Source organism: Bizionia sp. M204, assembly GCF_023205095.1.
In the GTDB taxonomy this organism is placed as follows: Bacteria; Bacteroidota; Bacteroidia; order Flavobacteriales; family Flavobacteriaceae; genus Algorimicrobium; species Algorimicrobium hallyeonense.
Map to the genome: position 1 here is coordinate 598,295 of NZ_CP046242.1, position 26,158 is coordinate 624,452.

Consider the following 26,158-nt stretch of genomic DNA (forward strand, 5'->3'; position numbering starts at 1 on the left):
AATTAGATATCTTTATAAAATGGGTAAATCTGGAAAAAAGTGGTTAAAAATAGGACTCGGAATAGTTATTGGTTTTTTTATACTGTTGTTTGTTGTACAGTGGTTTGTGCAAAATAAACTAACAAGTTTTCTTGAAAACGAACTTCCTAAAACCATGAGCGTCACGTATTCAGATTTACGTGTGAACATTTTTACGGGTAGCTTGGAAGTCGATGCGCTTAAATTTTCTAGAATAGGCGAGACAACCAATGATACTTTACTAACACTGAAACTAAAACAATTATTGGTGGAAGATGTTGGTTATTGGAACTATATCATGAATAATACCATTCATGTTTCGGATTTAAAATTAGAAAGTCCTCATGTTGTATATAACCACAACCCGAAAGTCCAAAAGTCTGCATATAAATCGAAATCTAACAAACCGTTTAATAAGATCGTGAAGTTGGATGATTTTAATATAGAAAACGGAAGCATTCAAATTCATGATGTGTCAACAGATTCCTTAATGCTACAAGTGAAAAATACTCAATTTTCACTGGAGAATATTCGTTTTGACGAAAAAACGAAACATCAAAAAATCCCAATAACGTATGAAAATTTAAACCTAATTTTTGATAATTTGTTTTTTAAAATGGGTGAATATGATGATTTAAGAACAGGAAAATTTAGTATTCAAAAGGAACAAATTAATTTGCAAGATGTTTCAATAAAAACTAACTATTCCAAAAAAGAATTGTCTCGCGTTATAAAAGTAGAACGCGATCATTATGATGTAACCATAAAATTATTTCAACTAAAGGATTTTAATTATGGTTTTCGTCAGGACTCCATCCTTCAAATTAAAAGTCCGCAGGTGTTAATAACAGAAATTGATGCAGACATATATCGTGATAAATTGGTAGCTGATGATATGAGTATCAAACCACTTTACAGCAAAATGCTGCGAGATTTAAAGTTTGATTTAGCTATTGATGAGGTTATAATTGTGGATACCAAAATTAGTTATTCCGAAAAAGTAAAAGCAGATCGTCAAGCCGGAACGGTTAATTTTAATGATTTTCATGCCACAATAAAAAACGTGAGTAATACGTATGTGTCGCCAACAAAAACAACATTGGATATAAAAACGCAATTTATGGATCATGCGCCATTGCATGCTAATTGGGAGTTTGATGTGAATAATATTCAAGATAGATTTCTATTCCAGGCAGAAATAGATTTATTGAAAGCATCGTATTTAAATACATTTTTACAACCTAATTTAAATGTGCGTTTGGAAGGTGAATTAGAAAAAACCTATCTAACTATTGATGGTAATGACAATCTCTCACAAATTGATTTCAAAACAAAATATCAAAATTTTGATGTGGTTGTACTGCAAGAAGGTGGTAAAGAAAAAAATACGTTTTTATCCGATGTAGTAAACATTTTTGTTTCCAAAAACAGTAATAATCGCGAATCTCAATTTAAAGAAGTTACCAAGCAAGGTATTGAAAGAAACAAAAACCAATCGGTTTTCAATTATATCTGGATTAATACGCGAGCTGGATTACTTAAAGCTATGACGTTTGAATAGAATCCTCAATTTTTCAGATTAAATTGTTTATAATTATTCATAAAACCGACGGCCTAAACGGCTAACATTGGTTATTTTCACACTTTAAAAATTATAGAAGTTTGGAGAAGTATTTAAGCCAGTTAAATGAAGCGCAACTTGCGCCAACATTGCAGAAAGATGGACCGATGATTGTTATTGCAGGAGCTGGTTCTGGCAAAACACGTGTCTTGACGTATCGTATTGCGTACCTCATGAGTCAAGGTGTGGATGCCTTTAATATCCTATCATTAACATTTACTAACAAAGCAGCACGTGAAATGAAAGCGCGTATTGCAACTATTGTTGGTGAAAGTGAAGCAAAAAACCTTTGGATGGGAACTTTCCACTCCGTTTTTGCTAAAATTTTGCGTTTTGAAGCCGATAAATTGGGCTATCCAAGCAATTTCACCATTTATGACACCCAAGATTCTGATAGGTTAATTGCGTCTATAATTAAAGAAATGAATTTGGATAAGGAAATCTATAAAACGAAACAGATTCGTTCCCGAATTTCATCATACAAAAACAGCTTAATAACTGTAAAAGCCTATTTTCAGAATCCAGAATTAATGGAAGCTGATAAAATGGCCAGACGTCCACGATTAGGCGAAATTTATAAAAATTACGTGGATCGCTGTTTTAAAGCAGGTGTTATGGATTTTGATGATTTACTATTAAAAACCAACGAATTGCTTACGCGTTTCCCCGAAGTATTAGCAAAATATCAAGATAAATTCCGCTACATTTTGGTGGATGAGTATCAGGATACCAACCACTCGCAGTATTTAATTGTTCGTGCCTTATCAGATCGTTTTCAGAACATCTGTGTGGTAGGGGATGATGCCCAAAGTATCTATGCCTTCCGAGGCGCTAACATTAATAATATTTTAAACTTCCAAAAGGATTATGAGGATGTGAAGCTCTTTCGTTTGGAGCAGAATTACCGTTCTACAAAAAATATTGTAAATGCCGCGAATTCCATCATTGATAAAAACCAAACCAAGCTTGATAAAATAGTTTGGACGGCCAATGATGAAGGTGCTAAAATAAAAGTCAACCGTTCGTTAACCGATGGTGATGAAGGGCGTTTTGTAGCGAGTTCTATTTTTGAAAATAAAATGCAAAATCAATTGCCAAATAGCGATTTTGCTGTTTTGTATAGAACTAATGCGCAATCCCGTTCTATTGAAGATGCCTTAAGAAAACGAGATATTCCGTATCGTATTTATGGTGGTTTATCATTTTATCAGCGAAAGGAAATTAAGGATGTCCTGTCTTACTTACGTTTAATTATTAACCCAGCTGATGAGGAGGCTTTAAAACGTGTTATTAATTATCCGGCTCGTGGTATTGGGCAAACAACTATGGATAGATTGGTTGTGGCAGCAAATGGGTACGGTAAAACCATTTTTGAAGTCCTTCAAAACATTGATAAAGTAGATGTAAATATCAACTCGGGAGCACGTAATAAATTACGAGATTTTACAACGCTTATTGAGAGTTTTCAGGTTATGAATCAAACCGCCAATGCCTTTGATCTGGCGGAACATGTAACCAAAGCTAGTGGTTTAATTCGTGAATTAAATAAAGATAGCACGCCTGAAGGTGTTGCTAGAATGGAAAATATTGAAGAACTATTAAATGGTATTAAAGATTTTGTTGAAGGGCAAAAAGAAATTGCAGATGCCACGGCGTCATTAGCAGAGTTTTTAGAAGATGTGGCTCTGGCTACCGATTTAGATGCGGATAAAGGCGATGCCGATCACGTAGCTTTAATGACTATTCACTTGGCAAAAGGCTTGGAATTTCCGTATGTATATATAGTTGGTTTGGAGGAAGATTTATTTCCGTCAGCCATGAGTATGGGAACGAGAAGTGAGTTGGAGGAGGAGCGTCGTTTGTTTTATGTTGCTTTAACCCGTGCTGAAAAACAAGCCTATTTAACCTATGCTTTATCCCGTTACCGTTGGGGAAAACTGATTGATTCAGACCCAAGTCGCTTTATTGAAGAAATAGACGAGCAGTATTTAGATATTATAACACCAATTGAAGAACGCCGATTTAACCCGATGCTAGATGCTGATATTTTTGGCGATCCGGAACCCAATAAAGTGCGTTTTAAAAAACCAGTTCAACCTACTTTTAAAAAGAAAGGAGCACCCGTTTCTAAAGTGGTGAAGAAGGAATTGCCGACTTCTAAAAATTTAAAGCCGGTAAGTCAAACCAAAGGGAATACAAATCTATTTGATGGTAAATTAGCCGTAGGAAATATGGTAGAGCATTTGCGTTTTGGTAAAGGCGAAGTTTTAAAAATTGAAGGCGCCGGAGGGGACACAAAAGCGGAAATAAAATTTAACAATGGTGGTGTTAAAAAGTTATTATTACGCTTTGCTAAATTAGAAGTGATTGGATAAAAGTGCTAATCAAAATGTGTTTGCATAAAGGCTTTTAGTTTAATAGTGGAATCTAACAATTCAAGACCAATCCAGCCATGACCTGCATTTGGGTATAGGGTGAATTCATTGGTAACACCTAAATTATCCAACTTCGCATGCATATCGGTTCCTTGTGATACGGGAATTAGTGGGTCCATTCCCCCATAAAACAATATGGTAGGCGGTGCAGAAGCTGTGGCACGATGATATGGGCTTGCTTCTTCTAGAAATTCTATAGAGGCATCAAGACCATAAAGATCTAAAAGCGCTTGTAATTCAGGGTTCGTATTGTTCAAATATGCGGGATCCGCTAAATTGGTAGGTCCAACAATGCTGCAAACCATATCTATATCAGAACCAGTATCAAAGGCATAGCTCCATAATAATGCTAAATGTGCGCCAGCACTTACGCCTACAAACGCAAAATCATTATCAATAACATAAAATTCGCGTTCATTTTTTAAATAATTAATTACAGCTGTAATATCATTAATTTGCATCGGGTATGGCTGATTGTTGGCGTCGGCTAAGCGGTAATTCATGTTTACAATGCCCATGTTTGGAAATTCATTTTTAATGTAATCCCTAAAACCATTCATGTCATTTTTGTCACCTGCGCTCCAACCGCCTCCATGTATCAAAATCATAACATTGGTATCTAATGTTCTATTTGCTGGAAGATAAATATCAAATTTTTGATGAATACTATTTCCGTAAGAAACATTTAATTTTTCGTAATAGGCTGCGGAGTTTAAATTTGAGCCTTGAGAGGTCTCATCATCGGAATCGCATGAAAACACAAGTAAAACTGTTAATGAGCACAATAAGAGCGAATGAATAGTTTTCATAATAAATAGAATTAAGTATCTTGCTTAAGTTAACGATATTTTCCGAATAATAGTATGGCTGAATTTATAAGAATATACGAAGAAAACCCAAATCCGAAAGAGATTAAGCGGGTTGTTGAAATTTTAAAACGAGGCGGTTTAATTATTTATCCAACCGATACCGTTTATGGATTAGGGTGTGATATTACCAATGTAAAAGCTTTGGAAAAAATTGCTAGAATTAAAGGTGTCAAGCTAGAAAAGTCAAATTTTTCTTTTATCTGTCACGATTTAAGTAATTTAAGCGATTATGTTAAGCAAATAGACACCACAACTTTTAAAATTTTAAAACGGGCGCTTCCTGGGCCGTACACTTTTATTTTACCAGGAGCAAAATCCCTTCCTTCTGTTTTTAAAAAAAAGAAAACCGTTGGTATTCGTGTGCCTAGTAATAATATAGCGTTGGAAATAGTAAAGCAATTAGGAAACCCTATTATTTCTACATCCATTCGTGATGAAGATGATGTTTTGGAATATACTACAGATCCTGAATTGATTTTTGAAAAATGGGAAAATTTAGTCGATTTGGTTATAGATGCTGGTTATGGTGATAACGTGGCATCTACCGTTATCGATTTATCTGAAGACACACCAATAATAGTGAGAGAAGGAAAAGGTAGTTTAGAGATTTTTTAGAAATCTTTAAACCACCTTTTTTTTGTTTTTGAGTATTAAGCGGATTTTAAATTTCTTGAAAATCGGTTGGACTCCTTACCGCTTATGATAATAGAGTCTGCTTGAAAATATTTTTCAGATTTAATCACATTGATAAGCCAATCCAAATGATTTTTAGATTTTCTTTCAAACTCATAGTGTAATGTCTGTTTCATAGTAAAATTGGTTTTGAAGTAGGCGATTGCCAAAAAATTTCACAAAGAAAAAGTTACGGTAGTTTTGGGTTACTTAAATTTAAAATAATAATTTATTAAAATATTAATTATTCTATAAACGGGATAATATATTGGTTAAACTATTTGTTTACTGTTAAATTATAAGAAATATCCCATTTTATTAACACAAATGATGTTAATTATTGATTCATTTGAAAAAAATATTTTTCATGACATAAGGGAACAAAAAAAGCCCAATCTTAACGATTGGGCTTTTAAATTTTATAGGCTTAAACGATTATCTACCGTCAGCTGCAAGGTTTTTCATTTCCTTGTCAATCATTTCGTAGAATTCATCAATTTTTGGTAAAACAATAATTCTAGTACGTCTATTTTTAGCTCTGTTTTCTGCCGTGTCATTATCTACTAAAGGTTGGAATTCTGAACGACCAGCCGCAATAAGTTGTTTAGGAGCTACACCTAAATCTTCTAATACACGAACAACAGAGGTTGCACGTTTAACACTTAAATCCCAGTTGTCAATAAGTGGAGGTCTGTTGTATGGAACAGGATCTGTATGCGCTTCAACCATACATTCAAATGTAGGCTTCGCTTTTACAACTGTGGCCACTTTTCCTAAAATTTCTTTAGCTCTAGTTGATACGTTGTAACTACCACTTTGGAATAATACTTTATCAGCAATTGAAATAAATACCACACCTTTTTCAACATTAACTTGAATGTCTGGATCGTTGATACCTACTTCTTTCTTTAAACTTGTAACAAGTGCTAACATGACACTGTCTTTTTTGCTAACAGCATCTTGCAATCTAGAAATTCTTAAATCTTTTTCTTTTAAACTTTCAAGAGACTTTTCAACATTGCTAGCACCTTTAGTAGTTAGCATAGTTAAGGCCTCATTACTGATAATAAGATTTTCGTTGGTCTTCTTAAAGTCGGCTAGACGATCTTCTAAACCTTGTGCTTTAGATAAGCAAGAGTTTAACTTTATCGTAGCAGTATTTAATAAATCTTGTGTTTCTTTTTGCTTGGCTTCAAGAGCTGCATATTCTTTCTTGGAAACGCATGAACCTAATAGGAACATGGCGGAAATACTCAATAAAATTAGTTTTTTCATAATACTTAATGTGATTTTAGGTGTTAATTATTAACATACCAAAATTATACAAAAGATTAGTTCATTTGGCATGTATTAACAAAAACTTTAACAAATTTATAAACAATTAGTTTTCAGTATAATAAAGGAAAAACGCAATTGTTTTTAACTTATTTGATTAAGAAATGTGCTCTATAAAATAATGATCATTTTTAAGAGCGATAGGTGCCTTTAATATAATAGTCCCAAACAATCGATTTTGTTTGAAAGTAGCCAGCTTTCTGGTGGAGCACCGCTCGCTTTTTCAGCAGGTTTGGAAGGTTTTTATAAAAACTTAAATGCGCTTTTAATACAGCTAAAATATGCTGAAATTTCAACGTGAATAAAAACATAATGCTGGCAAGTCCATCTAATAAGAGTCGTGTAAAAATTAGGAAGAATAAATTGCCAGACGCATTTTTTGTGATTGTAAATAAACTATTTCTAAAGTTTAAATAGGTTTTTTTTGGGTTGGTATTTTTTAATGTTGCGCCACCTACATGATAAACTGTTGATGTTCCTATATAAACCGTTTTTAAATCTTGATTGAAAGCGCGCCAACATAAGTCAATTTCCTCCATGTGCGCAAAAAACGATTCATCAAAACCGCTTAAATTTTTAAAAACTGATTTTCTGATGAAGAAACAAGCTCCTGATGCCCAAAATATATTGGTCTTGTCATTGTATTGCTTATTGTCTTTTTCAAGAGTATTAAAAACACGTCCACGGCAAAACGGATAACCATATTTATCTATAAAACCGCCTGCTGCGCCAGCATATTCAAAATAAGCCTTGTTTTTAAAATCTAAAATTTTTGGTTGAATGATAGCTGTTTCAGGGTTGTTTTCAAATTCTTCAAGAATCGATTCTAACCAATTTTCTGTCACCTCCACATCCGAATTCAACAAACAATAGATGTCTTCCTCAACCTGTTTTAAAGCGTCATTATAGCCCTTTGCGTAACCACCATTTTCAGAATTTTTGATAATGGTGATTTCTGGAAAGTTCTCCTTTATATAATGGACAGAATCATCGGTAGATGCATTATCGGCAACATAAATATTAGCTTCTTCAGAAAAAGCCATAACGGCTGGCAAAAACTGCTCCAACAGTTTTTGGCCATTCCAATTCAATATAACAACGGCTATTTTCATAGTATTAATCTCTCTAATAATCAGGAATATCTTTTAAAAATGTGTAGCATTCCGCTTTTAAATCCATTTGGCAATAATAATGATTTAAACCATTTGTTACCATTAAATAGGTAGCGTTTAGGGTTAAGTTATATTGTGCAATTTGGTCAAATGTACTTTGATTAATTGGGATGCTGGGCGCTTTACATTCAACAATTAGGTGAATGGTACCATCAGAATTATAAACGACAATATCATAACGTTTCTTTAAATTGTTGACACGCAATTCCTTTTCAACGTTTATAAGCGATTTAGGATAGTTTTTTTCCTGCATTAAAACTTGCAAGCAATGCTGACGAACCCATTCTTCCGGTTGTAAAATCACAAATTTTTTCCGAATAGGATCGAATATAGATACTTTATTTTCGCTATTTTTGAAACGAAACGAAAACTTCGGAAAATTGAGTGCTTGCATAGTTGCCACTTATGGTTTTGCCAAAGTTAACGTTCAATAGTCAAAAACCAAATGCCTTACCACTTTTTTAGGAATAGGTATTTTAAATTTCGAAAAGTCAGCAATTTTGGACGAAGTCAAACAATTAGTAAGCGATATTAAAAACCGGAATTTTAAGCCTATTTATTTTTTAATGGGTGAAGAGCCTTATTATATTGATAAGGTTTCCGATTATATTCAAGAAACCGTTTTAACAGAAGAAGAACGCGGTTTTAACCAAATGGTATTATATGGTCGCGATGTAACTATTGATGAAGTTGTAGGTAATGCTAAACGTTTCCCCATGATGGCGGAATACCAAGTCATTATTGTTAAGGAAGCACAAGATTTATCACGAACGATTGAAAATTTAGTGGAATACGCTAAAAACCCGCAACCTTCAACCATTCTGGTGTTTAATTATAAATATAAAACAATTGACAAACGAAAATCTTTATATAAGGCATTGAATAAAACGGCTCTTGTTTTTGAAAGCAAAAAATTATATGACAACCAAGTGCCGTCTTGGATTAATAAGGTTTTGGCAGGAAAAAACTATAGTATCACGCCAAAAGGAGCGCAGATGTTAACCGAGTTTTTGGGTACAGATTTAAGCAAAATTAGTAATGAATTAGATAAACTGCGAATTGTATTACCAGAAGGTACACAAATTACACCTGAACTAATTGAGGTAAACATAGGAATCAGTAAAGACTATAATAATTTTGAGTTGCACAAAGCAATAGGCTATCGTGATGTGGTAAAAGCGAATAAAATTATCAACTACTTTGGCGAAAACCCAAAGGATAATCCTATGGTTTTAACCGTTGGTTTTTTATATACGTATTTTAGTCGCGTGTTACATTTACATGGATTAAAGGATAAATCATCAAGAAATGTAGCAGCTGCCTTAAAAATATCGCCTTATTTTACAGAGGAATATATAGTTGCGGCTCGTAATTATCCCATGAAAAAGGTCAGTGCTATTATTTCTGATCTTCGTGTTTTTGATGTGAAAGGAAAAGGCGTAGGCGCCAATGCGGTTCCACAAAGCGATTTACTGAAAGAACTTATGGTTCGGATTATGTATTAACAGTTTTTCTTCATTTTAACATCTCAACTTTATCCTTTAACATTTTTTATTAAACTTCCGTTAAATGACGGCTCAAATTCGTTGGGAGCCTAGATATCTATTATATTAAGGTAAACGAATTAATAATCTTAAAAATACTTAAAATGAAGGATTTAAATAAAAAGAGAGTAGCTATATTAGCTACAAATGGTTTTGAAGAAAGTGAATTAAGAGAACCAAAAAAAGCACTAGAAGAAGCAGGAGCTCATGTAGATATTGTGAGTTTAGAATCAGGAACTATAAAATCATGGACTGATGGTAATTGGGGTAAAACCTATACGGTAGATAAAACGTTAGACAATGTATCGCAAAATGATTACAACGCTTTAATGTTACCGGGAGGAGTCATTAATCCTGACGTATTGCGAAAGAATAAAAATGCCGTGAGTTTTGTGAAATCATTTTTTGAAAATCACAAACCCGTTGCAGCAATCTGTCATGCACCTTGGTTATTAGCGGAAGCAGATGTTTTAAAAGGCCGAAAAGTAACATCTTACGGATCTATTAAAACAGATATCATAAATGCTGGCGCGAACTGGGTCGATGAAGAAGTTGTGGTGGATAGTGGTTTAGTAACAAGTCGTTCACCGAAAGATTTACCAGCTTTCAATAAGAAATTAGTGGAAGAAGTTTATGAAGGTAAACATGAAGCACAGATGGCGTAATCTATTTGTCAATCCTATATTAAAAAACGCAAACCTTAAGGTTTGCGTTTTTTTTATGTTTATTCAAACCTGCGTCATGGTGAACTAGTTTCAGAAACCCATCATTTTTTTCTGAATAACGAAAACAAAGAAATTGTACCGACTTTCATAGGCGTATAATTTAACGCCGTATTTGATTTATTATTCTTTCAACTCTTCCAATACCAGGTTATAATCATACTGTAAATCTTCATGTAGGGTTTTAACAATTTTTTCAATCATTAAAATTTGCCTTTCAAAAATATTAGTAAGCGTTACATTTCTTTTTATTGAAGGTGTTATATCTTTTAAGCTTTCACAAAAATAGAGCAGAAGCTCGACTTCCGTTTCCTTTTTTAAGGAATAGCGTGCGTACTTTTTTATGAGTCGCAAGATTTTCCGAACACTTTTTTTGATATAGAAATAACTTGTAGTATTAATGGTTGAAAACTGCAAATCGATTTCGTTTTTAACAGATTCTATATAACCCGTTTCATCATGAGACTCAAATAACAAATAGGTGAGCAACTCCTTATTTTCTTTTTTAAATTTAGACAAGCGCAGCACCAATTCCATTAAATCTTTATCGGATTTATGCTGTAACTCTTTTTTTATGGTAATTACGGAAACGGCTTTCATATTTATTTCTCGTCAACCTTAATACATATAGGCATGGACGGGAATTTTTTAGTTTAATTAAATCAAATCAACCCCTTAAAATGAGGAATCGTTTTATATTGTAAGGGTCAGAATTAGCGTTTATCTAAAGCGTACTTTCCAGGTCCTGCTAAAAATATCACTAGAAATCCAACAAGGTATAAAAGTGCTTTTTCTTTGGTGCCAAAATCATCTTCCCAATGCACAATAAATGCCGCAACAAACATGGTAATGGCTGCCGGTAGCGCCGCTAATTTGGTTTTAAAACCAATGATAATGAGGATAGGAGCAACTACTTCTCCAATAAGGGCTAATATTAATGATAATGTTGGTCCAACTCCAATAGGGTCGCCAAACTCAATAGGACTTGTAAATAAACGTTCAATTTTAGGAATTCCATGAACAAGCATCATTCCAGAGAGTCCAACTCTTAAAATAGCTAAAGCTAAATCGTTGTAATTTTTTGTCAGCATAGGGTCGTTTTTTTTCTGAAGCCAATATAAATAAAAAGCATCATTGTTTTAGTTAGAGCATAAATATAATAAAAACAAAAAGACCTGATTGTTAATTTAAACAATCAGGTCTTTAAAATTACTTTTAAATATTGCGACTTATCTCAATTTTGGAAAATCGGTAGGATTTGATTCATGCATGACGTTGTAAACCGCTTCAAAAACATCTTCAACAGACGGTTTAGAGAAGTAATCACCATCCGTTCCATAAGCTGGTCTGTGTGCTTTGGCAGTTAATGTTTCTGGCTTACTATCTAAATGTTTATAGGCGTTCTGTGTATTTAAAACTTCATTTAATATATATGCAGAGGCACCTCCAGGAACATCTTCATCAATAACCATTAAACGATTTGTTTTTGCCACACTCTTAACAATATCATGATTTAAATCGAAAGGCAATAGAGATTGTACATCAATAATTTCGGCATTAATACCTACTTCTTGCAATTCTTTAGCAGCTTGCTCAATCACCCGAAGTGTTGAACCATAAGACACTAACGTAATATCATTACCTTCCCGAATGGTTTCTACAACACCTAATGGTGTTTTAAATTCACCAATATTGGTTGGCATTTTTTCTTTTAAACGGTATCCATTTAAGCATTCTACAATTAAAGCAGGTTCATCACCTTCTAATAATGTATTATAAAAACCAGCAGCTTTGGTCATGTTTCTTGGAACGAGTACATGAATCCCACGAATTAAATGAATAACACCACCCATTTGTGAACCTGAATGCCAAATACCTTCCAGTCTGTGACCACGTGTTCTAATAATTACAGGCGCTTTTTGACGACCTTTAGTTCGGTAATGTAAACTTGCTAAATCATCACTCATAATTTGCAAGGCGTACAGAATATAATCCAAATATTGAATTTCAGCAATGGGACGTAAACCACGCATGGCCATACCAATTCCTTGCCCCAAAATAGTGGCTTCGCGAATCCCAACATCGGAAACCCGTAATTCACCATATTTTTCTTGCATACCCTCCAAACCTTGGTTAACATCGCCAATATGTCCAGCGTCTTCACCAAAAATAAGCGCTTCAGGGTATTTGCTAAAAATGGCATCAAAGTTATCACGAATTACTAAACGTGCATCTACTTCTTCACTAGAATCGTCATAAGTGGGTTTCACTTCCTGAACTATCAATGCCGATTTATCAGAATGTGAATATAAATGTGAACTGTATTTTGGTTGAACCTCCGCTATATAGCTATTAATCCACGCGGCTAATTCATTTTTAGTTTCTGATGTTTCATTTACAACATAACGCAATGCTTTGCGTGCTGTAGATAAAACATCTTTACGAATGGGCTCTGAATTATCAGCTAAATCATTTTTAAGCTTTTCAATAAACACTTTATTAGAACTAGCTGCAGCAACTTTTTCTAGTAAAGCAACGAGTTCAATCTTCTCATTTTTTAAAGGTTGTGTAAAAGCGGTCCAAGCGGCTTTTTTACCGTCGCGAACTTGCTTTTTAATGGTTTTTTCAACAGCGGATAAATCCTCATCCGTGGCAATACCATTGGCAATAATCCATTCGCGAAGCTTGGAATTACAATCGCGTTCTACTTCCCAAGCCAAACGCTCTTCATTTTTATAGCGCTCATGCGAACCAGACGTTGAATGCCCTTGAGGTTGTGTTAATTCCTGAACGTGTATTAAAACAGGCACATGTTCTTCACGTGCAATTTTAGACGCTTTTTGGTAGGTTTCAATTAAGGCTGGATAATCCCAACCAATAACACGCAAAATTTCATATCCCTTTTGGTCATTTTCACGTTGGAAACCTTTTAAGATTTCTGATATATTTTCTTTAGTTGTTTGATGTTTAGCATGAACCGAAATACCGTATTCATCATCCCAAACACTCATTACCATTGGTACTTGTAAAACACCAGCAGCATTAATAGTTTCAAAAAACAACCCTTCACTTGTACTGGCATTTCCAATGGTTCCCCATGCTACTTCATTTCCTTCGTTTGAAAAGTTAGTGGTATCAATACCTTTTACATGTCTGTAAATTTTTGATGCTTGTGCTAATCCTAATAAGCGTGGCATTTGCCCAGCCGTAGGCGAAATATCTGAACTTGAATTTTTTTGTTCTAGCAAATTTTTCCAATTTCCATGTTCATCCAAACTCTGCGTAGAAAAATGACCACCCATTTGGCGTCCTGCAGACATTGGTTCTTCTTTTAAATCCGTATTAGCATACAGTCCAGCAAAAAACTGCTCGATATTTAGTTTGCCAATAGCCATCATAAAGGTTTGATCACGATAATATCCTGAACGAAAATCGCCATTTTTGAATGCCTTTGCCATGGCTAATTGTGGTACTTCTTTACCATCGCCAAAAATTCCAAATTTTGCTTTACCAGAAAGCACTTCACGACGACCTAATAAACTACACTCGCGAGAGGTAACAGCTAGGTGATAATCGTTTAAAACTTCGGCTTTAAAATCTTCAAAAGAAAGGTCTTTGTTTACTTCAGGATTTGCTTTCATACGTGAATAGGTGTTTTTGCAAAGGTAATTATTATAAGTAAGATTCACAACGGGAAATACTGTTATAAAAATGCATGATTATAAGAAAATAGCCTGTTTTTCTATTAAATTAATAATAAAATGATGATTTTAAGGATTCTGTTGCAGATAGTGTAGTGAATGAGAAGATGCTACGTTATATATAATTAATACCAACGTCTCGTAAATAATCCTAACAGGGTTTTAAAATCTAAAGTCACAATAAATCTAATTTTCTCGGCATATTGTGGTTGGGCAACTTCCCATCCTAAATTGGAATACACCGGAAAATAGAGTTCAAAATAATCTTCAATTAAACTCACACGTACACCTGTATCATAAACAAATTCGGCACCATCATTATGGTTTTTCACGAAACCAACATCACCATAAGCCATGATGTATTTCCAAATAGTCATACTGCCATTTAAGGTGGTAATCCATTGGTTGGCAAAACTAGGTTCTAATTGCGATTTAAAACCGCCTTCCGCAATTATAAGTTGCTGGCTGAATAGCCCATCGCTTTCAGAGCGTCCGTAATAGTTGTAGTCGAATAAATAATCGGTTGGTCTATCCAGAGCAAAGCTGAAGTAATCAGAATCATTGTAGGTCTTATTATAAAGAAACACACCAGCAAAGAAGCGTAAATTATATTGACGGTTGTTTTTTGAAAGCTTTCTATACTCATAATTCAGCGCTACTTTTCCGAATTTTTCCGAAAACTGCGTGTCCGCAAACCATGAGGAGTAGTTCACCAAATCTTTGTCAATATGATTATAACGCAAATTAAGAACACCATAATTAGGCTGATTGGTTTCAGAAGTCAGTAAAGCAGTAGGATCCGAATCCCTATTAATATCCACATAGCGTAAGTTTAAATAGTGGCGCTTGTTGGAACGTAGGTTGCTTTTATCACGAAACGATAATTGAACGGCAGGTGTAAACTTCCGTACAAACAAACCATCTGCATAACTGGAATAACTGGCGCCAACACCATAATTAATGTTGAATAATGGTGAGGAATCATCAATATACTGAATGTAGTTTAGCGTAATAGAACCCGTAAGGGATTGTGATTTTAAACCATATTGTGGTGCTACTTTATAATAGAAATTTTTGCGTAACACTGTTTTATTGTAAGCTTTAACACCTAAAACAATACCATCATAAATATTATTAAATTCCACAATGGGCATGAGAAAAATCTGGTTGTAATCAGGATCTTCAATATCTTTAATTAACCGAACTTGTAATGGCCTGTTAAATAGTGCTTTTGTGAGCGTCTTGGTATTGTTACGCATATTAAATTCTGGAACAACTTGGTCATGATTTAAAACAACCTTCGTGGTTTCTGTATCAGGAATCGTTACCGTTAGCGAATCTTTAATACTACCTAACCAAATTTTTGAGGTCACCGTTTTATCGGTGAACGAGAATAAGGTGATTGGCACATTAATATTGCTTTTATTTTTAATAGTTACCCGAATGGAGTCGTTTTCGCGAACGGCTTTGGAAATGGTGTAATCAATATATTTTTTTGAGTGAATGTAATCGGTAAAAAACCAGTCTAAATCTTTATCAGTTTTCGATTTTAAAAAATGCTCAAAACTTTCGGTGGTTACTTCTTTATATTTATTAGTGTTTAGAAATTCGGTTAGGGTAGAATCTACCGTGTTGTTTCCTAAATAATCATTAACATACTTTAAACCAACGCCAGCTTTATACTTATTGGCTATGTTTTCATTAAATTTTATTAGCGAATCTTTTGCCATGCTTAATGGCTGATCAATATTTTGGCGCGCCATATGCATATATAGAAAACTATATTGTGCATTGAAATCCAATTGCATAGCATGAAATGACTTGATACCCCAAATATTAGAAAGCGTTCCAGCTAATTTCATATCTGGATAATTCTCATCCACATATTTCATTAAATAGTAGGTTTGAATCCCATCTATTAACCATTGGTCCGTTCGTGGATTAATTAGTAGTATATTTTCTAAATAATTACGAAGTCCTGTTTTTAATATTTTTAATTCATACTGAAAGTGATCAGGGAAAGGTCTGATGAAACTCGGCAATAAATTCAATCCATAAATAGGACTTTTACGATAATCAATATCCGTAATCAATAAACGTTCATGTGGATATTCGCCTAAATTAGTGGTTAAAAACTGAACTATTTTGTCCGTAACCAATGCTTTATTCATGACACTTAGATTCTCATCATCTACATTGGAAACAATGGTGAACTGATCTGTTTCTATCTCACGATATAAAGACAGTTTGTTTAAAAACAACTTGGAATTAACACGATTTTTCCCTGAAAACACAACCGTTTGTGTGTCCTTTACATGGAAATAATCAATTTTATCTAATTCAGATTCTAGATAATAACCTAATGGACAGGTAACTTCTAGTCGGATATCTGAGGCCGGCACAAACATATCATCTAAATCTTTATGACTGCTATATTGCCAATCACCATTATAAATAGCTGGCGTAACATACCAATACCGAAGATTATAGTCGCCAAAGGAACTCACCCCATATCGTGTAAACTTGTCATTGGGTACTTGAACAATATAATTTAATTGAATGGTGTATGAATTGTGTGGAAGTAAGGGGTTTTCTAATTCCACCTTAACAACATCAATATGCTCTTTAACACGATCAAAACGTAATTCTTTATTATTTTGATGGATGGATGTTATTACAGAATACCCACGATCTTCATTTTTTGCAAAGTGAAACTCCGTTTTAAACTCTTCAGAAAAACGTTTTGCTAAAGGCGTACTTTTTGTTGCAAAACTGTTGCTCCAATCGTTTAAATAAATGGTTTGAAGTGTATCATTAGTTTTATTAAAATAGGTAATAGATTGCGCAATGCGTATCTGATTTTTTTCCACATCAAACGTCGCTTTAATATTCATGGCATTTTGTCCAAATGCTAGAATACTAAATGAAAAAAAGATGCTCGTTAATAGATATCGAATGCTCAATGTGTTTTAATAAACTTTAAAGGTTCAACTTGTGTGTTGTTGGCTACAATATAATAGATGCCAGCAGATAAATTTGTTAAGGTTACGTTATAAGTATACGCAGTTTTAACTGGGATGGTTTTTACGTGTTGTCCTAATGTGTTGTAGATTTTTAAATAGTTCGTTCCTTGAGGAAGCGTATTAACTTTTAAGGTTAAGGTATTTTGTATGTAGTTTGGACCAACAATTTCAATTGGCTTGCTTATAGAAGTTGAAAATTCTGGGATTGATAAGGTGGCATTCGTAGAAATTTTTAGGGTTACTGGTAAGTGATCACTAAAGTAATAAAGTGCTTCACGAATGCTAACGGAAAACTTGGCTCCTGCACATTCTGAATCAATTATAGATTTATTATAGCAAGGTACATTACCATTATTACCATAAACTTGATAACTGTTAGGACTGTAATACAAATCTGAATTGGTTATCATATTTTCCGAAGTCATGATAAAATCAAAACGATCATCAAATCCGCCATTTGAACCGCCAAAACCCGTTTGGGTTCTAGTAGATTGTGTAAATACATTGACATAATTGGTGTTATTATGCCAACTTCCCATGCTATTTGCAGGATCTACAAAAGTGATTGGGTTTGTGGTGTCAATTAATTCCTGAAAAGCAGGTTCTGAACTGGTATATACATTAAAATCGCCCGCCAATAGGACATTACTATTGGTTGGTAACCCACCTAAATAGGTTGTTAAATCGTTAACCATTTGCAGCCTGGAAACTTGATTTTGGGTTCCGTTAGATGCTTTTAAATGACAAACTATGGCATCCAAATAGAGTGGGTTGGTGTCTTGGTTAACCGTATTTAGTTTTAAGCGATAGTGATTAAAATCTCTGTAAATAGTAGGTACAATTGTTTGGCTCTCTAAAGTGAATTTAGAACCATCATAATAAATCAGGTTTTGTAAATCGTTTTGGTTCCCAATAGTATCATCAGAGGTATTGGTTTGAAATGTTGCCATCTCAAAATCATTGTTAATTCTCTCTTGAATCATTTGTAAAATACTATTTGCCCCAAACTCATTGTTGAGTTCACAAACCATAAAAATATCAGGACGATAATCATCCAAAATCACTTCTAAATGAGCAATTCTATTTGGCACAGCATTTTCTGAAGGAAAGTTCAGGATATTGTAAAACATCACATTAAAAGATGCTTGAGAATATATTCCTGTAAAATTTAAGATACCGAAAAGCACCAAAAAGAATCCTTTGTTTTTTATGTAGGCCAATATGAGACGTTTTTAGAAGTTAGGCGACAATTCAGATTCTTTATAGAAACTGTCTAGAATTGGAATAACTTCATCAGCCGTATCAACGAGGTGAATTAAATCTAAATCATGGGCACTTACATTGGCAAAACCATCTAAAACGGTCGCTTTAATCCAATCCAATAATCCGGACCAAAAATCAGTTCCAACTAAAATAATGGGGAATTTTTCAATTTTATTTGTTTGAATTAGGGTAATGGCTTCAAATAATTCATCTAAAGTTCCAAAGCCACCAGGCATTACCACAAAACCTTGTGAATATTTTACAAACATGACTTTCCGCACGAAGAAATAATCGAAATCTAAACTTTTATCAGAATCAATATATGGATTGTCATGTTGCTCAAACGGTAAATCAATATTTAAACCAACCGATGTTCCACCTGCAATATGAGCACCTTTATTTCCAGCTTCCATAATTCCAGGTCCACCACCAGTTATAACACCATAGCCATGTTCTACTATTTTGCAAGCTACTTCTTCAGCTAGTTTATAGTATTTATGGTCTGGTTTGGTACGAGCAGAACCAAAAATAGAAACACAAGGACCTATTTTACTTAATTTTTCATAGCCATTCACGAATTCACCCATGATTTTAAAAATAGCCCAGGAATCGTTTGTTTTTACTTCATTCCAACGTTTGTGGTGTTGTTCTTTTCTCATTCTTATTATAATTTTTTTCTAATGTTTTATTATTGAAATACTTGGGAAATGTAAATCCAAAAGCAAATTTAAGAGAAATAAGCACATTAATCATGCTTTATTTAAATCATTTCGATTTCCGGCTCCTAACTGATTTCTAATTAATATTTAAATTTTTGAGGTTAATGCATAAAAAAGACAAACCAAAATGATTCGTCTTTTAAAAATAGTTTAAATCTTTAATTTTATCTCAAAGGACCACGTCCTGAAATAAGGTTGTACAATACTACAATTATGGCAATTACCAGTAGTATGTGAATTAAATTACCTGTAGGCATTCCAGATACAATTCCAAAAAATCCTAAAATCCAAATAACAATACAAATTACGGCTACAAGCCAAAGTAAACTTCTCATATTTTTAAATTTTAAAGGGTTATCCTACTAAACTACTAAATAAATTTGAGATGTTTATTGTTTTAGTTCTTTTTTGAGAAATTGGGCTGTATAACTTTTTTTGTTTTTTATAAGCTCTTCAGGTGTGCCTTTGGCTATAATTTGGCCACCACCTTTTCCGCCTTCTGGACCAACATCTATAATATAATCTACCGTTTTTATTACATCTAGGTTGTGTTCAATGATTAAAATCGTATTTCCTTTATTAACCAATTTATTCAACACTTGCATTAAAACACGAATATCTTCAAAATGCAAGCCTGTTGTAGGTTCATCTAAAATATAAAAGGTGTTTCCTGTATCGCGTTTGCTTAATTCGGTTGCTAATTTTATCCGTTGGGCTTCACCACCAGATAATGTGGTACTTTGTTGGCCTAGTGTAATATAACCCAGTCCAACATCCTGAATGGTTTTTACTTTTTTATGAATTTTAGGAATGTGCTCAAAGAAATCAACCGCTTCATTCATGGTCATATTCAACACATCGCTAATAGACTTTCCCTTGTATCTAATTTCTAATGTTTCCCGATTAAAACGCTTGCCTTGACAGGTTTCACATTCCACATAAACGTCAGGAAGAAAATTCATTTCAATAACGCGTAAACCACCACCTTGACAGGTTTCACAACGACCACCTTTAACATTAAAGCTAAAACGTCCAGGTTTATATCCACGAATCATGGCCTCCGGAATTTTAGCAAATAGACTTCTAATTTCACTAAAAACGCCTGTGTACGTGGCTGGATTGCTTCGTGGTGTTCTACCAATTGGCGATTGATTAATATCTATAACTTTATCAATATGTTCCAAACCCTTAATACTTTTATATGGCATGGGTTTTTTAACGCCATTAAAATAATAGGCATTCATAATCGGGTAGAGGGTTTCATTTATTAATGTAGATTTTCCACTACCAGAAACACCGGTAACACCAACCATTTTACCCAAAGGAATATCTATAGATACATTTTTTAAATTATTTCCCGTACAGCCTTTTAAAGAAAGCGTTTTACCGTTTCCCTCACGACGTTTTTCAGGGATTTCAATCTCTTTCTTGCCGTTTAAATAATCGGCCGTTAAGGTATTGTGTGTTTTTAATTCATCTGGTGTACCAATGCTTATAATTTCGCCACCATATTTACCCGCTCGTGGACCAACATCAATCACATAGTCGGCATGTTCTATCATATCCTTGTCGTGCTCTACCACAATCACGGAATTACCAATATCTCGTAACGCGATTAGTGACTTGATCAGTTTTTCATTATCACGTTGGTGTAAACCTATACTCGGTTCATCTAAAATATATAATACACCAACTAACTGCGAACCGATTTGTGTAGCTAAACGAATCCGTTGCGCCTCACCACCTGAAAGGGATTTAGAACTTCTATTCAATGATAGATAATCTAAACCAACATCCAATAAAAATTGGGTACGGGATGAAATTTCTTTAATTATCTCTTCGGAAATTTTAAGTTGTTTTTTAGATACATGTTTCGGTAAATCCTTAAACCAAGCAGCCAAATCTACAATGTCCTTATTTGCTAATTCGGCAATGTTTAAACCATTTACTTTAAAATAAAGCGATTCTTTTCGCAGTCGTGCACCGTCACAAGTTGAACAAATTACTTTGTCCATATACTCTTTAGCCCAACGTTTTAAAGAGGTTGTTTCGGCCGTGTTGTATTGATTTTCTATGAAATTAGCAACACCTTCAAAGTCAATTTTATAATCTCTGGTTACGCCTAATGTTTTATTTTCGACTTCAAATTTTTCATTTCCGCCATATAAAATCATCTGTTTGGCAGCGGCTGGAATATCTTTATACGCATCGTTTAATGAAAAATTATAGCGTTGCGCAATGGTTTCAAACTGTTTGAAAATCCAACTGTTTTTTTGTGGGCCATGTGGTACCAAAGCACCAGCTTTTATGGATAAGGAATCGTCTGGAATAATTTTATTTTCATTTACCTGATACAAGGTTCCAATACCGTTACAGGTTGGACAAGCACCTTTTGGCGAATTGAATGAAAAATTATTAGGCTCCGGATTTGGATATGAAATTCCTGAACTCGGACACATTAAATTTCGACTAAAATAGCGTGCTTCCTGGGTGTCTTGGTCAATAACCATCAGGACATCTTCACCATGATACATGGCTGTATTGATGGTTTCGGTTAGGCGTTTATTATTATCTGCTGTGGCATCAATTTTAAGCCGATCTATCACAATTTCAATGTCGTGATTTTTATAACGATCCAGTTTCATGCCTTTAACAATATCCCGAATTTCGCCATCCGTCCGAACTTTTACAAACCCTTGTTTACCAATTTGCTCAAACAATTCGCGATAATGCCCTTTTCTTGAACGTACCACAGGTGCTAAAATGTTTATACGTTTGCCGTTAAAGGTTTCTATAATCAGTTCCTTTATCTGATCATCATTATAACTCACCATTTGTTCGCCTGTGTTATAACTATAAGCATCACTGGCTCTGGCGTATAATAATCGTAAAAAATCGTAAATTTCAGTAATGGTTCCAACAGTAGACCGTGGCGATTTACTCGTCGTTTTTTGCTCAATGGCAATAACGGGCGAAAGTCCATCAATTTTATCTACATCAGGTCGTTCCAGTCCACCTAAAAATTGACGTGCATAGGCTGAAAATGTTTCAATATAGCGCCTTTGTCCTTCGGCATAAATAGTGTCAAAAGCCAATGATGATTTACCACTACCAGACAAACCCGTAATAACAACCAGTTTTTCTCTTGGAATGGAAACATCTATATTTTTTAGGTTGTGAACGCGTGCGCCTTGAACCTCAATGGTGTCTTCAAATTTACTCATAGCATAGCAATCTTGTCTGATTTACAGACCAGTTTGCAAAGGTACAGATAATGCCTTTAAATATAAAACGATGTCTGTTTATGCTTTTTGGCGTAAAAGTCTTCATGGTAATTTACAAAGTGTATCATGTTACACGCAAAGGCTATTAAATACATGGGCCTAAATGAAGGCGTATTATTAATTAACTTTTATAAGCCTTTGCCCAGTTAATTAGCGTGTCTGGCGCTGGGTTTAATTGCAGTTTTTCAATAATATTTGTCCGATGTTTTTGTATAGTTCTTGGAGAGACGCAAAGCATATCGCTAATTTCTATAGATGTTTTGCCTTCGGCTATTAATTGAACTATTTTCCGTTCAGAGGGTGTTAATAGCGCTAATTTTTTCAATTCGTTTTCAATATTTAATTCAAAATTATCAGAAAAAGAACTGCTGTAATATGAATCATTATTCAAAACGGCCGCAATACAGGTTTCAATTTCGTCCAAGCTATCTTCTTTTAAAAGATATCCATGAACACCAGATTTTTTGGCCTGTGCTACAAAGTTTTTCTCTTTGTGATACGTCATCACAATATAACGTGTTTGTAGGGCTTTGTTTTCGGCACATATGGCTATCACTTCAAAACCCGTTAGTTTAGGCATTTCAATATCTAAAAGTGCTATTTTAGGATTTAGCTCTGAGACTATATTTACAGCATCGTTACCATTTTCGGCCGTACCAATAATGCTATAGCCAGCTTGTTCCAATTCTTGCTTTAAACCTTTAAGCATGATAGGATGATCTTCAGCAATAACAATGGTAATATCTTTTTTAAGCATATTATTATTTGATGATGACATTTCTGTGCTTGGTAAAAATTTTATTTATGAAAGATAATCATTCTAGTCTTAATTGTAGATAAAATACTACATTTTTGACTTTGGTATGGCAATAACTAATTGCGTGCCTTTACCTAATTCAGATTCAACATGTAAGGAGGCCTTTATTATTTTACTACGTTCCAAAAGGGATTTCATTCCCAAGCTTTTGGAATTCTCTAGTGCTTTTTGATAATCAAATCCTTTACCATTATCTTTTATTGTAATTAGAAGCGTATCTGATTTGATTTTCAAACTCACAAAAACGGCTTTTGCTTCGGCATGTTTTATCGTATTGCTTAATGCTTCTTGCGCCATACGGTACAAATGCAAAGCATTCTCTTTAGAAATAAGGTGATTCGCATTTTCAATTTCCATAGTAAAAAATACGTCGGTATTTTCATCCAATTCGTTGACCAAATCTTCCAATGCAGATGAAAACCCTAAACGTTCCAAAGTAGCAGGATATAGGCCCTGGGAAATGGTTCTTAAATTGGCTAAAGTATCATGGGCTAAATTTCCATAATCTGGATTGTTAATCGTTTTGAGTTTCCGGGTGAGCAACATGAGTTGTTGTCCAACAGAGTCATGCAATTCAAAAGCTAATCTGGTACGTTCCTGTTCTTGTGTATTTATAATGTCCTGTGTGAATGCTTCTTGCAAAATCTGTTTCTTTTTAGCATAATTTCGGGAGCGTATAATTGTAATAAACCCAAAAACCCCAAAAAGACCTAATCCACCAAATAGGAGCCACTGTTTTTTTAGGTTGTTTTCTGAATCTAATAGGGCAATATTGTTTGTTTGATTTTCAATAATTAAATCTCGTTTTTCAGTTTCATACTGCGTTTGATAATAGGCTAAAACGCGTGTGTTTTGAGTATTTACAATGGAGTCTTTGATTTTGGTGTAATTCTTATAATGCAGAAGCGCTTGGTTTGTATTTCCCATACGCTCATAGATTTTTGATAAAAACAAGGAAGCCTCTTGCAATTCTTCATATTGATCACTGTCATTCTTTAAATTAAAGTGTTCAGTTCCATATCGTAAAGCTTCCGCATAATTTTTTTCTGCAAACGCATAATGCATTTTAGCGCTTAAATAAAATGGTCTGTTGTATCCGTTTATGTTGGTGTCATTGCGCTCTAATTCTTCAATGATGGTTTTTGCTTGTTGCAGACTATCATTTTCTGATAAACCAACGGCTAGGCCAAATTTAAGAGGAGCATCAAAATAAGCTTTATTTTTTAATCTGTTATTGGCCGCTACCGCTAGTTTTAAATTTTTAATTCTGCTTTTTTCATTGTTTAGTTTATGGTCGTCTGTGGCATTATTGTAATATACTACAGGTAAATTATGATAGGAATCTGTTGTATTGGCAATTTTTATAAGTTCATCTCTTTCCCTTTTTGCTTCATCAAAGAATCCATTTTTACTGTATAATATGGAGATAGAATTTTTCGCACTTAACCAATATAGCGTGTCTTTTTTATTTTGAAACATTTTTGAAGCTTCTTGAAGTGTAATTGAAGCTGAACCAAAATCGCCTTTATTTACAAGTGCCATTCCTTTTGCAAATTTTGATAACTCCATGAATTCTGACTTATACTTTTCGGCATAATAATAAGCACTATCAAACAACTTTATGGATTCATCAAATTGTCGTGAATCGTAGTAAAGATAGGCGGCTTCGTAATAAAAACCATCAATTAAATTGGGTTTCGTTACGCGAGGGACAATACGTTGAGTAGCACGAATAATTTGCTTGGCTTGATCATAATCATTGCTTCCGTAATTAAGATAATTTATAAAGTTGGTTGCATGTTTAATAGCCAAATTTATAGAGTCCAATTGTTGCGCATAACTAATGGTAACCCTAAAAACCGAATCGGCATTAAAGGTGGAGTCGTAACGAATTTCACTAGATAGACTATCTAAAAATTTTAAACGTTCGACACCAGAAGCATATTTATTGCTTAATTCCAATAGGTTTTTATTCTGATCCAAATCTCTGTCTTGTGCTAATGAAAAAAACGGAAGCACAAGCAATAGGATTATAAGGGATGATCTCATTGTATTTTTTTTGTTTAGGTAAAATTATAGCTTTTAGAGTTGATCATAACATGTCTAAAAAAAATAATTAAGCGTTTATAATGCTCTTAAATGGCGTTAAGTTAAAGCGCATATAATGAATAAATCTGGCTGAAACATGCTTTAGAATATCAAGTAATTTATTATTATTGTATATCAATTTAGATATAAACCCATCCTCAATTCTGCCTTAAAAATCAGTTATAACAGGAAATTAAAATATATGTTTTATGCAAATACTAGGAATAAGCTCAAGGATTAATCACCCCGAATTTGGAAAAGGCGTCGTAACCAACGTTACCTCAAAACATTATTGGGTAACTTTTATTGAAAGCGGTTTAGAAACCATAGATATTAATTCTGAATTTGACATTATTGAAGCAGCCGAAGATGATGTGGATACGGTTAGTTTTGCCGAAGTAGAAAGTAGCTTGGTGCAAATTTTAAAGCGTTGGAGTGATGCTAGCGAAGTCGTTCATATTGCGGATAAATGGAAAGGCGGAAAACTGATTTTGGAACCAGGAGATAGTAATTTAAAGTCGAGCGAGGTGCCTATAGATACTTTTTTCCATAAGATTACCATGGTTCGTGATAGACTCCGTGTTATGGAACAAAAAATAAACTCGAGCAATTTAGAAGAACAAGAAAAAATAGATTTACAGCAATACATAACGAGAAGTTATGGTAGTTTAACATCGTTTAATGTGCTGTTTAAGCTGAAAGAACAACAGTTTGTTGGGCAGCGTTCAAAATAGGATTCAAGGTTTAAGGCTTAAAAGATTCGCGATAAAATTCGTACACTTATCACGTGTGAAATTCAATCCAACCAAGAGCAGGCAGGCAAATTGATGGCCGTTATTTTTGTATAATAACTCGTGCGTTCGCGTGATTTAGAT

At 34.0% G+C, this 26,158-nt stretch carries 21 protein-coding genes; 6 read left to right on the forward strand and 15 right to left on the reverse strand.

Features of this window, described 5'->3' with window-relative positions:
• Nucleotides 1-154 precede the first annotated feature (154 nt).
• Together GMA17_RS02750 and GMA17_RS02755 are read left to right on the forward strand one after the other, a co-directional pair.
• Nucleotides 155-1,579 (forward strand): hypothetical protein, encoded by a 1,425-nt coding sequence (locus GMA17_RS02750; protein WP_248398897.1) that lies wholly within the window; start codon nucleotides 155-157, stop codon nucleotides 1,577-1,579.
• Between the two features lie 101 nt (nucleotides 1,580-1,680).
• Entirely contained in the window at nucleotides 1,681-4,014 is a 2,334-nt protein-coding gene (locus GMA17_RS02755) for an ATP-dependent helicase (protein WP_248398899.1), read from the forward strand.
• Nucleotides 4,015-4,019: 5 nt separating this feature from the next.
• On the opposite strand, the gene GMA17_RS02760 is transcribed toward GMA17_RS02755, so the two are convergent.
• Entirely contained in the window at nucleotides 4,020-4,895 is an 876-nt protein-coding gene (locus GMA17_RS02760) for an alpha/beta hydrolase (protein ID WP_305883069.1), read from the reverse strand.
• Between the two features lie 42 nt (nucleotides 4,896-4,937).
• On the opposite strand from GMA17_RS02760, the gene GMA17_RS02765 reads away from it, so the two are divergent.
• Complete coding sequence (locus GMA17_RS02765; RefSeq protein WP_248398903.1) at nucleotides 4,938-5,558, forward strand: L-threonylcarbamoyladenylate synthase; 621 nt, start codon at nucleotides 4,938-4,940, stop codon at nucleotides 5,556-5,558.
• 35 nt (nucleotides 5,559-5,593) lie between these two features.
• Here GMA17_RS02765 and GMA17_RS02770 read toward each other — a convergent pair whose 3' ends face one another.
• From GMA17_RS02770 to GMA17_RS02785, 4 genes are all read right to left on the reverse strand, one after another.
• On the reverse strand, nucleotides 5,594-5,752 hold the full coding sequence (locus tag GMA17_RS02770; protein ID WP_248398905.1) for a hypothetical protein: 159 nt from the start codon (nucleotides 5,750-5,752) through the stop codon (nucleotides 5,594-5,596).
• Nucleotides 5,753-6,050: 298 nt separating this feature from the next.
• Nucleotides 6,051-6,890, reverse strand: coding sequence for an OmpA family protein (locus GMA17_RS02775; protein WP_248398907.1), 840 nt, complete (start codon nucleotides 6,888-6,890; stop codon nucleotides 6,051-6,053).
• A gap of 191 nt (nucleotides 6,891-7,081) precedes the next feature.
• On the reverse strand, nucleotides 7,082-8,062 hold the full coding sequence (locus GMA17_RS02780) for a glycosyltransferase family 2 protein (protein WP_248398909.1): 981 nt from the start codon (nucleotides 8,060-8,062) through the stop codon (nucleotides 7,082-7,084).
• A gap of 13 nt (nucleotides 8,063-8,075) precedes the next feature.
• Nucleotides 8,076-8,516, reverse strand: a complete 441-nt coding sequence (locus tag GMA17_RS02785; protein WP_248398911.1) for a type I restriction enzyme HsdR N-terminal domain-containing protein — start codon at nucleotides 8,514-8,516, stop codon at nucleotides 8,076-8,078.
• Between the two features lie 106 nt (nucleotides 8,517-8,622).
• On the opposite strand from GMA17_RS02785, the gene holA reads away from it, so the two are divergent.
• Nucleotides 8,623-9,627 carry a DNA polymerase III subunit delta gene (holA, locus tag GMA17_RS02790; RefSeq protein WP_248398913.1) on the forward strand — a complete coding sequence of 335 codons (1,005 nt, stop codon included), beginning with the start codon at nucleotides 8,623-8,625 and terminating at the stop codon, nucleotides 9,625-9,627.
• Nucleotides 9,628-9,770: 143 nt separating this feature from the next.
• Nucleotides 9,771-10,331 carry a type 1 glutamine amidotransferase domain-containing protein gene (locus GMA17_RS02795; protein WP_248398915.1) on the forward strand — a complete coding sequence of 187 codons (561 nt, stop codon included), beginning with the start codon at nucleotides 9,771-9,773 and terminating at the stop codon, nucleotides 10,329-10,331.
• 180 nt (nucleotides 10,332-10,511) lie between these two features.
• On the opposite strand, the gene GMA17_RS02800 is transcribed toward GMA17_RS02795, so the two are convergent.
• From GMA17_RS02800 to GMA17_RS02845, 10 genes are all read right to left on the reverse strand, one after another.
• A complete protein-coding gene (locus GMA17_RS02800) occupies nucleotides 10,512-10,988 on the reverse strand; it encodes a hypothetical protein (RefSeq protein ID WP_248398917.1) in 477 nt (158 codons plus the stop codon).
• A 113-nt stretch (nucleotides 10,989-11,101) separates the two neighbouring features.
• Nucleotides 11,102-11,479, reverse strand: a complete 378-nt coding sequence (locus GMA17_RS02805) for a DoxX family protein (RefSeq protein WP_248398919.1) — start codon at nucleotides 11,477-11,479, stop codon at nucleotides 11,102-11,104.
• Between the two features lie 138 nt (nucleotides 11,480-11,617).
• Complete coding sequence (locus tag GMA17_RS02810; protein WP_248398921.1) at nucleotides 11,618-14,029, reverse strand: thiamine pyrophosphate-dependent enzyme; 2,412 nt, start codon at nucleotides 14,027-14,029, stop codon at nucleotides 11,618-11,620.
• 185 nt (nucleotides 14,030-14,214) lie between these two features.
• Nucleotides 14,215-16,983: a metalloprotease gene (locus tag GMA17_RS02815; protein ID WP_248398923.1), complete on the reverse strand. Its 2,769-nt coding sequence runs from the start codon at nucleotides 16,981-16,983 to the stop codon at nucleotides 14,215-14,217.
• Nucleotides 16,984-17,048: 65 nt separating this feature from the next.
• Nucleotides 17,049-18,332, reverse strand: coding sequence for an endonuclease/exonuclease/phosphatase family protein (locus tag GMA17_RS02820; protein ID WP_248398925.1), 1,284 nt, complete (start codon nucleotides 18,330-18,332; stop codon nucleotides 17,049-17,051).
• 12 nt (nucleotides 18,333-18,344) lie between these two features.
• Complete coding sequence (locus GMA17_RS02825; protein WP_248398927.1) at nucleotides 18,345-19,034, reverse strand: TIGR00730 family Rossman fold protein; 690 nt, start codon at nucleotides 19,032-19,034, stop codon at nucleotides 18,345-18,347.
• Nucleotides 19,035-19,258: 224 nt separating this feature from the next.
• Nucleotides 19,259-19,429: a lmo0937 family membrane protein gene (locus tag GMA17_RS02830; protein WP_148367455.1), complete on the reverse strand. Its 171-nt coding sequence runs from the start codon at nucleotides 19,427-19,429 to the stop codon at nucleotides 19,259-19,261.
• Between the two features lie 54 nt (nucleotides 19,430-19,483).
• The gene (gene uvrA / locus GMA17_RS02835) at nucleotides 19,484-22,318 is read right to left on the reverse strand and encodes an excinuclease ABC subunit UvrA (protein WP_248398929.1); all 2,835 of its coding nucleotides are present in this window, start codon (nucleotides 22,316-22,318) and stop codon (nucleotides 19,484-19,486) included.
• A gap of 181 nt (nucleotides 22,319-22,499) precedes the next feature.
• Nucleotides 22,500-23,156 carry a response regulator transcription factor gene (locus GMA17_RS02840; RefSeq protein ID WP_248398931.1) on the reverse strand — a complete coding sequence of 219 codons (657 nt, stop codon included), beginning with the start codon at nucleotides 23,154-23,156 and terminating at the stop codon, nucleotides 22,500-22,502.
• Between the two features lie 66 nt (nucleotides 23,157-23,222).
• Nucleotides 23,223-25,244 (reverse strand): sensor histidine kinase, encoded by a 2,022-nt coding sequence (locus GMA17_RS02845; protein ID WP_248398933.1) that lies wholly within the window; start codon nucleotides 25,242-25,244, stop codon nucleotides 23,223-23,225.
• A gap of 248 nt (nucleotides 25,245-25,492) precedes the next feature.
• Here GMA17_RS02845 and GMA17_RS02850 point away from each other — a divergent pair, with 248 nt between their 5' ends.
• A complete protein-coding gene (locus GMA17_RS02850) occupies nucleotides 25,493-26,017 on the forward strand; it encodes a hypothetical protein (RefSeq protein WP_248398935.1) in 525 nt (174 codons plus the stop codon).
• Nucleotides 26,018-26,158: the final 141 nt, after the last annotated feature.

Coding starts and splice junctions, on each gene's coding strand:
- GMA17_RS02765 (WP_248398903.1), top strand. CDS start 4,938: ATGGCTGAATTTATAAGAATATACGAAGAAAACCCAAATCCGAAAGAG.
- GMA17_RS02825 (WP_248398927.1), bottom strand. CDS start 19,034: ATGAGAAAAGAACAACACCACAAACGTTGGAATGAAGTAAAAACAAAC.
- GMA17_RS02800 (WP_248398917.1), bottom strand. CDS start 10,988: ATGAAAGCCGTTTCCGTAATTACCATAAAAAAAGAGTTACAGCATAAA.
- GMA17_RS02845 (WP_248398933.1), bottom strand. CDS start 25,244: ATGAGATCATCCCTTATAATCCTATTGCTTGTGCTTCCGTTTTTTTCA.
- GMA17_RS02810 (WP_248398921.1), bottom strand. CDS start 14,029: ATGAAAGCAAATCCTGAAGTAAACAAAGACCTTTCTTTTGAAGATTTT.
- GMA17_RS02805 (WP_248398919.1), bottom strand. CDS start 11,479: ATGCTGACAAAAAATTACAACGATTTAGCTTTAGCTATTTTAAGAGTT.
- GMA17_RS02840 (WP_248398931.1), bottom strand. CDS start 23,156: ATGTCATCATCAAATAATAATATGCTTAAAAAAGATATTACCATTGTT.
- GMA17_RS02815 (WP_248398923.1), bottom strand. CDS start 16,983: ATGAATATTAAAGCGACGTTTGATGTGGAAAAAAATCAGATACGCATT.
- GMA17_RS02780 (WP_248398909.1), bottom strand. CDS start 8,062: ATGAAAATAGCCGTTGTTATATTGAATTGGAATGGCCAAAAACTGTTG.
- uvrA (WP_248398929.1), bottom strand. CDS start 22,318: ATGAGTAAATTTGAAGACACCATTGAGGTTCAAGGCGCACGCGTTCAC.
- GMA17_RS02795 (WP_248398915.1), top strand. CDS start 9,771: ATGAAGGATTTAAATAAAAAGAGAGTAGCTATATTAGCTACAAATGGT.
- GMA17_RS02750 (WP_248398897.1), top strand. CDS start 155: ATGAGCGTCACGTATTCAGATTTACGTGTGAACATTTTTACGGGTAGC.
- GMA17_RS02785 (WP_248398911.1), bottom strand. CDS start 8,516: ATGCAAGCACTCAATTTTCCGAAGTTTTCGTTTCGTTTCAAAAATAGC.
- GMA17_RS02830 (WP_148367455.1), bottom strand. CDS start 19,429: ATGAGAAGTTTACTTTGGCTTGTAGCCGTAATTTGTATTGTTATTTGG.
- GMA17_RS02775 (WP_248398907.1), bottom strand. CDS start 6,890: ATGAAAAAACTAATTTTATTGAGTATTTCCGCCATGTTCCTATTAGGT.
- GMA17_RS02770 (WP_248398905.1), bottom strand. CDS start 5,752: ATGAAACAGACATTACACTATGAGTTTGAAAGAAAATCTAAAAATCAT.
- GMA17_RS02850 (WP_248398935.1), top strand. CDS start 25,493: ATGCAAATACTAGGAATAAGCTCAAGGATTAATCACCCCGAATTTGGA.